At 52.4% G+C, this 13,137-nt stretch carries 1 protein-coding gene; it reads left to right on the plus strand.

Going from position 1 to position 13,137, the window contains the following annotated elements:
* Positions 1-1,619 precede the first annotated feature (1,619 nt).
* The gene (locus MXE39_RS06190; protein WP_246977604.1) at positions 1,620-12,203 is read left to right on the plus strand and encodes a hypothetical protein; all 10,584 of its coding nucleotides are present in this window, start codon (positions 1,620-1,622) and stop codon (positions 12,201-12,203) included.
* Positions 12,204-13,137: the final 934 nt, after the last annotated feature.

Here is a 13,137-nt window from a genome sequence, read left to right on the forward strand (position 1 = left end):
TAGCCAGGAGTGTGCCTGCGAGTCCGACACGGGGCTCCACACCGTTTGCACAGGCAGGCAGAGCATGGTGAGCCACGTTCTCTGCATATGCAGACAGAGCATGGTGAGCCTGATTCTCTGCATGTGCTGCAGTTGCGTTCATGCTGGGCTGTTCTTAGGGAGGGTAGTAGCTCTACCGTCCATAGTTCTGTCTGGGGGAGTAAGGTATGACAGGACAGACTGTATTTGAGAGGATAGATTTGTTTGTGGGTGGTTGCTGGTTTGAGGGTGGGGTTTTGTGCTTCTGGAGGCACAGATAGATACTGATATAGTGTTTGTTAATGGGCGAAATTACGGGCTTTTTCATTGGGGCTCATGTTTTGCATGTAATAGAATGGAGCCTTTTTCAAGGTGCTCATTTTCTGTTAGCGATTGTTGCCAGAGGTGATAAATACGCCATTGTAGATGCTTCATAGATGAGCCGAACCAGGCATGATGACAGTTAAGCGTGCCGGTCGATGTCTTTTGAGGTCTTTGTGATGTGTAAGAAATTCTGGTCACTAATGGTGCGTCTATCAGCATATGCTGAAATCAGGACAGCGCAGCGCGAAACAGTTCGGACATATGCGTCATATCCGCAGTGCAAAATGCATGATGCATTTAAATTTATGGAGTTGTTTTTAAATCCATAAATCTAAGGTGCCATGTTATTGACGGATGATGAAGCAAATGGCGTCCGCAGGCCGTTCTGGCTCACATTTCAATGAGAAATGTCCAAAGTTTGTCCTTATACGACCGATAATAGATTATTACCAGAACTGTGTTCTGTTGCCCGCCGTCATAAGTGATGACAGCATCTGCTCAAAGGCCTGTCCGCCTGACATGCCGGCCATACATCAGCGCTGACATGCCAGCCATACAGCAGCGCCTTAACCGGACAGAATACAGTGCAGTCTGATGCAGCCTGAGCTCGTTCAGACCGCAAATTAAACAATTCTGATTTTCAAGGAGAGATTTGTCAGCCTGCCCGGCGGCAAATCAGGACTGCATACCAAAGGAGGCTCATGCTTCTGTGCGGCACTGCAGTCCCAGCTGCAGCTGCAACTGTAGCCATGAAGCTGGAGGTCATCTTCAGGTGTCCTGCAGCTTAGCAGCAGGCCCGGACTTGCCTGTCATGCTCAGTCACGTTCAGCTCTTTGCGCAAGTATGTGCAGTACTGCCAGGGAGATATTCAGGAATACCTGCCATATAGTCCTGAATATCCAGGTAAATATCGATGCCTTTACGGCCTGTGCAGCGGCGGCAAGCCGCTTACAGTTATGGGGACAGCCCCATGAGCGCAATTTACCGACTACAGGAGTAAACGCTTTACTCCCCAGTGTCACAGTGGCATGCCGCTGACAGTCATGGGGACAGCCTCATGAGCGCAATTTACCGACTACAGGAGTAAACGCTTTACTCCCTGCTGTCACGGCAGCTTGCCCCTGTCAAATCAGATTAGATATTGACCCCTGTACCCGCCATCTGCAGATGACGGACCTGACAGCTTCAGGCTGTCTCCAGCCCTCAAGGCACCTTGCCCGGCCTGAGGTCTGATGGTCTGCCCTCCTGCAGGCAGGAAGTCGTGTTGAGAAATAACCATGAAGCAAACAAACTCCACTATCACATTCCTGGCAGCACAATACCGTGCTGTACTTAAGGACGCCTATTTGAAAGGTCTGGCTTCGACCGCACTTCTCAGCACGGCTGCGCTGGCATCCGTCTACAGTTCATCTGCCGAGGCAGCCACAAAACTCGATAACCTCGAGCAGCTCGGTACTGCTGGTGACTACACCCTGGATGACACAGCCGGTTCAAAGGACCTGCGTGTCAATAAGGACCTCAACTGGCAGGGTAATCTGACTGTAAACAGCTCAGTAAAGGGCGACCCTCATAAGATCATCAGCAATGTTGAAGGTGCTGACATCAATGGCAACGGTTCTCTGTCTGTCAATGGCAAGGGAGCTGTTGTGGCTGTTGGCGAGCCACAGGGCAATTACGAATTCAAGATGGATCTCGGCTCGATTGATATTCAGGAAGGCGAGATGCGTGTGCGCTCTGGTTTCCATATGGCAGGAAACACCCAGGTAAGCGCCGATAACATCACTGTGGGCAGCGGTGATCCTAATCGTGAGGCCATCATCCATGTAGCGGGCATGGGTGACAACGGCTCCGTTGCTGCTCTGGGCCGTACTGAGGGTAATGGCAAAAAGGCCTCGGTTATCAACCTGCAGTCTGGCGGCCGTATTCTCCTCAACGGCCAGAAAGCCGAGCATGCCGTTCTTCAGGGACAGATTACCGGCAATGGCGGCACCATCAGCTTTGCCGAAAATTCAGGCCAGCCGGGCTTTTATAACAACGGTACCATCAAGGCCACCGGTGTGCTTGAAAACACCACCATCAAGGTAGGTGGCAGGAGCACTGCCGTCTTTGACTTTGACAAGGCCCTTGGTACTATTCCAGGCAGCGATTCCCACCTCAAACTCAATTCCGGCACCCTTGAGATCAAGGGCGCACCTGCTCAGGCTGACACCGGCCGTGTCGAAATCCATAATGGCACTCTTGAGCTGGGCGCAAATGCCAAAATTTCCAATAATCATGAACAGAATGCTCTTCTGACCATTGGCGGTGGCGACGAGGATCAGGAAGGACGCTTAAAGGCTTCCTGGGGTCAGGTTAACGAATTCGTCAATGCCAAAAACGGTAATCATCACGGCACTATCGAAATCAGAAAAGATGGCGTGCTGGAGATGGCCAATGCCAATGGCTCTGATATTCATCTGAACAATTTCGATTTCAATGACAAGCGCTTCATGGGTCAGATACAGGTCCATGACGGCGGTACTGTTGCTGCTGATAATCTTAAGATTGATCGCGCGCTGAAGACCGGAGCCGGTGCTTCAGCCGGCTGGTCAACAGCCAACAGTCTTGATCTGCGTGCCGACACTCTCAAACTCAAGGAGAGCGGAGCCGGCAATATCGATTACAAGTTCCGCAAGGCTGTAACCAAAAATCTGCAGCTTGAGGCCAATGGAGGCTGGAAGCAGACCTTTAACCTCAAGAACGATATCCGCATTGTTAACAGCCAAATGCAGGCTCATCCTGACGATGCCAATGGTCCTAAGTACTATCAGGCAGGTCAGACCGCATTCAACTCGGCTGTTTCCATCGATAAGGGCGGCCGTCTTGATGTGGCAGCCGGTACTCTGACCACCAAAGGCAAGGTGACCCTCAATGAGGGCAGCATGAATGTTGGTGGTCAGGAGCTGAATGACACCTACAACATGCGTGAGCGCACCAGTGGTGTAGACGCTCAGTGGAAGGCTGTGGGTGGCCTGCATATTACCAGTAAAGCCCCAACCAGTATTTCCATCAAGGGTACAGGCGAGCAGACTGTAGGTGCTGATGCTAACGGCAGTGGTGGCAAGACCATCAAGGGCCAGGCTGTGCTCGACCTGACTTCCGGCAAGCTCACTATTGCCGGTAATAGCAAGCCTAAGAACAAGGCCACCTTTGACATTCAGGACGGATCTCTCAAGCTCAGCACTGATAATGCCCGTGAGCTGCTTGATACTCAGAACAAGCGCAAAGGCAACACTGCCATTGGTGCAGCCGTGCATCTGGGCGGCAATGCCAGCATGGTTATCGAAGGTGAGCTTAATGCCCTGGACAGAGGTAAGAGCACTGGCATCTCTACTGAGATCTTCAAGCAGGTTTCCGGTGCTGATCAGCTCAACACTGACGAGGTAGGTATCTCCGGCACAGGAAATACTGTGCAGGCAGTTAACATGCATCTCAAGGGAGCTGAGCTCAATCCTGGCGAGGGTAACAGCTTCATTGCCCGTGAGGGTATGACCATTGATGCTCAAAAGCAGTCCAACGGTGAGTTTGCTCTTACCAGTGGCCGTATGGTCGTGGGTAACAGACTGAGCTCTGATGGCGGTGTCAGCCAGATCAATGTGGGTAAGGACGCCTCAACTGCAGAGCTTGAGCTTGGCTATGCTAAGCGTGAGACCGATCGCTTTGGCGATCTTACTGCCGCAGGTGCCGCTGGTACTCTTACTGATAAGTCTGCTGAAACCGGCAATGTCCAGATTGACATCAAGCTCGATGGTATTAACCCGGACAAGCTGGCTGCCTTAAAGGTCAAGTATGGCAAGTGGTCTGCAAAGGATATAGACGCTTCACAAAACGGTTTAATTGAAGTCGGCTCCGCACTGGGGACCGGAGAAACTGCTGCGCCTGTATACGGCAATGGTGTTCCTGCACTTGAGGCTGCCACTGTAACTCTGGCTGATGGTTCCCAGATCATTGTGCATGATCAGAGCTCTGTTGATTTTGACAAGCTCGATATGAAGGGCGGCAAGGTCAAGGCTTCCGGCGATATGCACTTTGATGACCTGGCCATGGCCAATGGCACCATTGACACCAGTTCTGATATCACTGCCGGTACTGTCAATATGACCGGCGGCACCATCAATGCCGGCAAGAATCTCACCGCCCGTGGTCCTGGAGCCTCAAATCTCAATGGAGGCCTGATCAATGTCTCCGGTGATGCCGTATTTGAAGACGAGCTCAATGCTGGTGGTACCCATCTTACTGGCAGAAAGAATGTCACTGTCCTTAAGAACATGAATCTTTCTTCCGGCTCTGTAACTGCAGCTGGCACTTTCCTGGGGCAGGGTGATGTTAATCAGACCGGTGGTGTGTTAAGCGCTGGAACCATTAATGTTTCCGGCGATTACACCATGGATAACGGCGCCATTGGCGGCGCCGGTGACATGACCGTCAGTGGCGACATGACCGTCACCAGTGGTGGTGTAACTGTCAATAAGAACCTGACTGCCAATAACTTTGATTTCCGTGGCGGTGAAATCAATGTTAAAGGCAATTCTGTTGCTCTTGATGATTACAAGGTAAGTGGCAAGGCTCTGGTAAGAGTCAGCGGCGACGGTGTAGCCTCAGGCGATTACATCATGGAAGGCGGTGCTGCCAAATATGGTGGCAGTCTGATTGTGGGCAAGAATCTCGATGCCCGTGCCGGTGTGCTGACAGCAGGCAAGGATATCAAGGTCAGTGGTGACTCCAGCATTGGCAAGGTTACTGTCACTGCATCCGGTGATTTTATTACCGGTGATCATGTCAGCCTGAACAATGGCACCGTCAACGCCGGTAAGAATTTCCAGTATGGCACCATGCAGATAACTGCAGGCAAGGTCAACGCAGGTGGTAATGTCAGTGGCGGCAATATCACCATGTCGGGAGGCACCATTGCCGGCAGCGGCGACTTTACTGTGGGTGCTGTTACCATGTCAGGAGGTACTGTTACTGCAGGTGGCAAGTACCAGGGTGATGACATCACCATGTCAGGTGGCAGTCTTACTACAGGCTCTGACATGACTGTTGACAATGTCATCATTACCAGCGGTACTGTCACTGCTGGTGGCACCTATTCTGGTGGCGATCTCACCATGTCCGGCGGTGAGCTCTCCAGCAGTGGCGACATGACTGTTGATAATGTCAACATGACTGAGGGAACTGTAACCGCAGGTGGCAGATTCAGCGGCGGTAATCTCACCATGTCCGGTGGCAGCCTCAATGGCAAGAGCGATATTACTGTCAACAATGTTGATATCAACAAGGGCACAGTAACAGCAGGTGGCGTCTTCAACGGCAACAACGTCAATGTTTCCGGTGGCTCCATTACTACCAGCGGTGCTTTTACCGCCAGTGGCGAGCTCCATGTTGAAGACAGCGGCACTGTAAGCGCCGGTGGCAACCTTGCCGCTCAGGAAATCTATGTTAATAAGGGTGAGATTACCAGCAATGGTAATCTGTCATCTGATGGCTACATTGAGGTCTATGACTCAAAGTTAGGCGCTGGCGGTAATCTGCATGCTGCCCAGAATATGATTGTCAGCGGCACCTCTGAGGTGCAGGTCAGTGGCAACGGTCTGGTTGAAGGCAAGTTCAACATGAAGGGCGGCACTGCTTCCTTTGACCGTGGCCTTGCTGTAGGCCAGGAGCTGGTTATAGACAATGGCGACTTAACCTCAAAGGGTACAGTCAGCGCAGGCTCGCTTGACCTCAATGGCGGCTCTCTTAGCGCCGGTGATTTCAGCTCCATTGGCAATACCACTCTGGCAGGCGGTAATTTCAATGTCAGCGGCTCAGCCAATGTTGGTGGCAATCTCAAAGCCACTGGCGGTACTGCAAATATTGGCAACCGTCTTGATATCCAGGGTAATGCTCAGCTCGATGGCGGCAAGATTACAGCCGGCGGTGCATTGACTGCCGGTACTATGCATATAAACGGCGCTGATGTTTCTGCCGGTAATGGCCTGATCACAGGCAATCTTGAGGTCAGCAAGGGGTCGCTTACTGTCAGTGGTGCTGCCACTGTTGGTCCTCTTGAAATCAATGGCGGCTCCATGTCCGTCAATGGTCAGCTGGCTGCCGGTGATGTCGGTATTACTGCAGGTGAGCTCAATACCTCTGGCAGCATGACTGCCGATCGTCTCAATATGGCTGGTGGTACCATCAATATTGGTAACCTCAAGGGACCTGACGGCAGTATTATCAAAAATGGCGATCTGACTGTTAAAGATTTCGCCATGTCAGATGGTGTCCTCAATATCATTGAAAGCAAGATGACAGCCGGTAAGGCTCCTCTGGGTACTGCTGCCGGTGACAAGCTCGATTACGGCTTTACCACTACCGGTGGTGACATCAATATCAGCGGTGCTACTGCCAAACTGGAGCTGGGCATTGAGGCTCTGCGTGATCTGGTGTTCAAGCATGACATCAGCGGTAACAACGGTAATGAGCACCCTGATGGCAGCAATGGCGGTCCTATTGATCCAAAGGACAAGTACACTAATAACATCACCCTCAGTGATGGCGCCACCATCAAGTTCAATTTTGACAACAAGACCTATCTGACCAAGGAAGACATCAAGAAGTTAAAGGAAGAGTTCCTCAAGAATCCTGATGGTGTTCCTGATGGCAATATCGATATTGGTGATGCCCTGCTCGACGGTCTTGAAGATGTCTTCCTGCCTAATGGTGATGTTGACTGGCAGAAGCTCAAGGTATTCATTTCTTCCATGGGCCTTGACGGCGTCAAGATCGACAAGCTTGATGAAGCCCGTCTGGTAAATATCAAGGACGGCGAGAAGGTCGTAGCCCACGTAGGCTCAATGCGTGTGGACGGTAATGACGTACTGCTCGGTAACGGCTCTTTAAACAATGCCGCAAAGAACAATGGCAATTTTGTAGTCGACACTACCAATAATGATGCCCTTATTGACGTGACCCTCGACTCCGGTGCCTCCTTTGCCTTTAATAATGGCGGTAACCTCAAGGACATCATTCTCAAGGCCGGTAAGGAGAGCGACAAGACCAATGTTGTCATTGGCGGTAACAGCTCCACTGTAACCAATATCAACAAGATTCAGGGCCAGGGTGACTATACCAATGTCTTTATTGATGCTCTGACCAGCATTGCCGATGGTATCGACAATGTCGATCGCGTCTCGGTAACAGGTGAGACCACCATTGGTAAGAACCTGACCAATATCGACAAGCTCGAGGCAGGTAATAAGCTGAATGTGGCCGGAAATCTGGAGAACGTCAAGGATATTGCCATTTCTTCAGGCGATGTCACCGTAGGCGGCAGCATTACCGGTACTGACAATATCAGTTCTGTCAGCGGCTCCCTGTCTGTACAGAGCGGTCTTGACAAGGTCAAGCAGATCATTGCTCACAGCTCCGATATCAACCTCAAGGGTGGCATTGCCAATACTGACAAGCTCCAGCTGGTTGAGGGCAGTAACCTTACTACCTCAGGTTCAGGTCTGCAGAGCATCAAGGAAATTACCCTTGCAGCCTCCAAGGCTGTTATCGACGGCGCTATTACCAGTGGTGACAGCCTGACCATGGTCAAGGGCAGTGAGCTTTCAGCAAGCGGCTCTCTTGATCAGATTAAGGACATCACCCTCTCTGCTTCCAAAGCAACCATTGGCGGTGGCATCAACGGCACCACCAGTCTGGCTCTGGTCTCAAAGAGTGAGCTTAATACCTCTGGTGCCCTTAATGATGTTCAGAAGGTTACTGTTCATGATTCCAAGGCCAGCATTGGCGGTGGTATCAGCGGTACTGACACCATTGCTCTGACCGGAGGCTCTGATCTCAAAACTCAGGGCGGTATCGACAGGGTTAAGGAAGTACTCATGGCCGGCTCCACTGCCAATATCGGTGGTGCCATCAATGGTGCTGAGACCGTAATTGTCACCGGCAAGAGTGAGCTTAATACCACTAATGGCGGTCTTGAGCAGGTCAAGAACATTACTCTTATGGATTCCAAGGCCACTATTGGCGGTGGAATCAATAACTCTGACAGCCTGACTCTGGCCTCTGGCAGTGAGCTGACCACAGCTGATGCCATCAACGAGGTCAAGAAGATCATTGCCTCAGCCTCCGCTCTCAATGCCGGTAAGGGCATTAAGGGCTCTGAGAGCCTGACTGCTGTATCAGGCAGCACCATCACTACTACTGGTGGCGGTCTGTCCAGCATCAAGGATATTGGTATCAGTGACTCCACTGCCAATATTGGCGGCGATATCAGTACCTCTGACAAGATGGTGGCTCTTAACAGCACAGTCAATGTCAGTGGCAATATCGACAAGGTAAAGGATCTTGGACTTGGCGGCACTACTGCTACTGTAGGCGGCAGCATCACCAATGCTGACAAGCTCACTGCAATTGACAATTCCAGCCTGACCACCACTGGTGGCATTGATAATGTCAAAAATATCGCCTTTAACAAGTCCACAGGCAACATTGGCGGCGTGATCAGCGGCTCTGAAAGCCTGCAGCTGTTAAACAGTGAGCTCACAGCCGGTGGCGGCATCAATGAGGTCAAGAAGGTCCTGATGCAGGGCAGCAACGTCAATGCCGGCGGCGATATCGCCAATGCCGACATCATGCAGCTGACCTCAGGCAGCAAGCTGGCCTCTACAGGCGGAGTAAACCAGGTCAATCAGATCGTGGTGATGAACAGCTCCACTGATATTGCAGGCAGGATTGACGGCAGTGAAACCATTGAGATTGGCTCCGGTTCCACTGTTGGTGCCGGCGGTATTGCCAACAGCGATACTCTGGTAGCTCAGGACAGCACCATCAAGGTCAGCGGCGATATCGATAATGTCCGCAAGTTAATGACCTCCAATACCAAAACTGAGGTGGGCGGAAGCGTCTTTAATTTTGACAAGGTACTGGCTGACAGTGGTGCGCTCAATGTCTCCGGCAGCATTGCCAGCGGCAGCGAGCTCAACATGACCTCAGGTACCACCCTTACTGCCCAGAACATTGACGGCGTCAAGAATGTCTACCTCGGTGGCACTGCTGATATTGCTCAGAACATCCAGAATGGTGAAGTCCTGTCCGTCAACGGCGGCGGCACTGTAACTGCCGGAAACAATGTGACCGGCATGAACAAGGTCCAGGTCACTGCCGGCACTCTCAAGGTAGGCAAGGATCTGGAAAAGAGCACTCAGCTTGATGTGGTCCGTGGCTCTACCCTTGAGGTTGGTGGCAATATCAATGATATTGAGTTTGTACGTGCCAACGGCAAGATTGTAGTAGCCGGTACCTTCAAGGCTCAGAACCTGACCGGTACTGTACCAGGCGCCACTCCTGGCACCCCTGAAAACCCAGGCTCCACCGGAGCCTCAATTGAGGCTCAGGAGCTGGATATTACCGGCAATGTCGATACTCTGCTTACCGAATACAGCGGCGACATGAAGGTCAAGGGCAAGGCCCGCTTTGGCAACCAGGCCATTCTCAGCGGCAATAATGAATTTGGCTCAGTCGAGTTTACCCGTGGTGTCCACCTTGCCAAAGGCAATACCACTGCAGGTCAGCTGGATCTGGCTCAGGGCGTGGAAGTCCGCGCTGGATCTGATGGCAAGGGCGGCACTGCCCACCTGCTTGCAGGCTACGCCAATCTCAATGGCGGCACCATCGTGGCTGACCCTGAGTATGGCGAGAAGGCCACTATTGTTGCCATGAACAACATGGGCACAGATCCGTCCCTGCCACAGCCCCCTGAGGGCGGCACCACCCCTGATGCCGGCAACGGCACCGGCCCTGACACCGGCACCACCCCAGGCACAGGCACCACTCCAGGTGCCGGAGGCACCGCTGGCACCAGCCCTGAGACAGGTGCACCAGCCAAGCTGGCTGCTGCCGCTGCAGTTACCCGTGCAGGTGAGCTCAACGGTACAGTGGTAGCCCTTAAGAATGCTGTAATCGCCATGGGCACCTCAGCTAAGGATGTTGACGGCGCCGTTAATGAAATTCAGACCGCTCTGGCACCTTATTTCAAGAACGGCTCGCTGCAGGATCCGGCATCCTCTCCAGATGCCATTGGCTCTGTAGCCTACGTAGGCCGTCCAGTTACCCTGGCCTCAGGCAGCAAGATTGTGGTCGACGCCACCCGTGGCTATGACGAGTACCATGCTGCTGATGCCCAGTACAAGGGCCTGATTGCTGCCAACGATATTTATGTGGACAACAATTCAGCTCTGGTACTGCATAACGATGCCGTACAGGGTACTGACTCAGCTGCCATAACCTTTAAGAAGCCCGATGCCAGCATGTACGCAAAGAAGGGCTCCAAGCTGCTCATTGCCGGTACTACCATCAATCCTAATGCCCCAATCAAGGTATTCCGTGATACCAATGGCAAGATTGAACTCATTACCGAAGATGGCAAACCAATGGATGCTGAGTCTGTAAACGGACTGTTTGAGGCTCCTGAGGGTTTTGGTCCAGGTCAGGTTGATGATCTCTTCCTTACCGTCAATCAGACCGTGGCTGACAAGAGCTTTAACGATGTTTCTCAGCCGGTACGTGACTCTCTGGCCCAGTATGGCGGCTTTGACAACAATCCAAACCGTCCACCACTGCATGGTGATGTAGCCTCAGGCGTGACCTACAATCCTGACAATCAGCAGTTTACTGATGGCAGCGGCAATGTACTGACCGCTACCAACTTTGTTCCGGTCAAGAATCCTGACGGCTCCTACAGCGTTTACCATAAGGCCAACAACCCGCTGCTCAACTACATTGTTACAGCTACCAATTCCGGTCGTGATGCTGAGGCTGTAGCCCGTATGTCCAGCCTTGGTGGTACTGCCCGCAGTGCTCTGACCGCCTCTGAGGTTACTACTGATGCCATTGCTGCCCGTTCAGGCATGACTACAGCTTCCGTAGATGATCGTTACACCTCAAAGCCGGTTCAGGCTGTGCCATGGATGAACGACAAGCGTAATGAGAAGCAGGCCTACAGCAAGGGCTCAACCTGGATGACTCCAACCTACAGAAAGGTTGACAGCGACGGCCTGACTGCTGACAACAAGAGCTATGGCAATGATATTAAGCTTGCCGGTATGACAGCAGGTCTGGATGTACGTGTTCACCCTAATGTCGAGGTCGGTGCAGCTATCAGTGCCGGTACTGTTGACGGTGATTCAAAGGGACTGGTATCGGGTGTGAAGAACGAAGGCAAGTACATTGGTGCTGCTGCCTACGGCCGTTACACCAGAGGTCCGATCTCCGTGCTTGCTGATATGGCCTATACCCAGACCAATAACGATCTCTCCACTCAGACAGCTGTGGGAGAGGCAAAGGCATCTGTGAGCAGCAAGGTTATCACCGCCGGTGTTACCGCCCGTCAGAAGATGCAGGCAGGTCCTGTTGAGGTTACTCCTCATGCCGGTATCCGCCTGACTCATGTCAGCACCTCGGATCATGATGTCTCCATCAATGGCTCTACCATTGCCCGCTCCACTGGTGACACTGCCAATATGGTCTCCATACCTGTTGGTGTAACCGTATCGCGCAACATCAAGCATGGTACCTGGAGCATCAAGCCATCTCTTGATCTGACCATGACAGCCAATGTCGGTGACAAGTCCAGCAAGAACGACGTCAAGTGGCAGGGTGTTAACAACATGACCACCAGCCTCGACTCCCAGATTGTTGATGACTACACCGCAGGCATCAAGGCCGGCGTCACCGTCCGCAACGGCCGCTTTGCAGCCGGTGCCGGCGTAGCTTACAGAACCTCGGACTCCACAAAGGACCTGGCAGTCGAGGCCAACGCCCGCTACGACTACTAACCCGCCCCAGCCCGCAGCACAGCTGCGGGTAGCGGCGGGCCGCCACGTCCGGCAGCTGTGCTGCGGGGCCGCCGCTGGCACTATGATGCATGGGCAGTCAGGCGTCATTCCATTGGCGGATCGTGTTTTGCATGTGAAAAAATGGACTGTTTTTCTGTCACATTGCAGCAGGACCAAAGCCATAATGTCCTGACAGAATGCCTCTTGCCCAGCCATGGCCCATGCCATCCCAGGACCGGCTACGCCTGAGCGGCCAGCGGCCTAAGGGCTGCAGCCCCCGGCTGACGCCCCTGGCATGTGCCTTCGGCTGACGCCGCAGGCATTTGCCTGATGAGCAAGGTCAATCCTTGCTGCACGGCCCAGTCCTTACTGAGTATCAGTTTTTTGCACCTGAGCTCAGTACAGCCAGCAAAGAGGTGGTAATACCTGCTTTGAGAAGGCTGATATTTACGGCATGTATCCCGAAGCGCAGCTTTCGGGTAAAGGCGTAGATCAAACTGATCACCATTGGTGCATTGAAAAAAAACAGATAGAATTAAGAGAAGAGAGAAGAGAATCCCGGCCCGGGCATCAGTGTCCGGCCGGGGATGCCTGTTGCTGGTATCAATCCGATAAACAGGCTGATCGCATTACAGACATAAGGCGTATCTTGCCCCAAAAGTAAAATACGTCAACATAGATATGAGAGAAGATACATTGACAGCTGATGTGCAAGGCCATTGCTGCAGTCAGCCACGGCTCACACTTTGAGCATTTAAGGTCAAATTTTGCGTAATGCTGCCGATAATAGGACATTACCTGGTCTGAGCCAGGTTTTGCTCAGTCCGGGGCATTGAAGCCTTAACTGAACGAACAAACAGACAAAACCGCGCTGTCCTGACAAAGACAGCAGACTTAACAACTCTGATTCACAATCTCCATACAGTCGCCAGAC

It is taken from the genome of Anaerobiospirillum sp. NML120511 (assembly GCF_023050955.1).
Taxonomy (GTDB): Bacteria; Pseudomonadota; Gammaproteobacteria; order Enterobacterales; family Succinivibrionaceae; genus Anaerobiospirillum.

Excerpts from the sequence above, each read along its gene's own strand:
- MXE39_RS06190 (WP_246977604.1), top strand. The coding sequence starts at position 1,620 with ATGAAGCAAACAAACTCCACTATCACATTCCTGGCAGCACAATACCGT.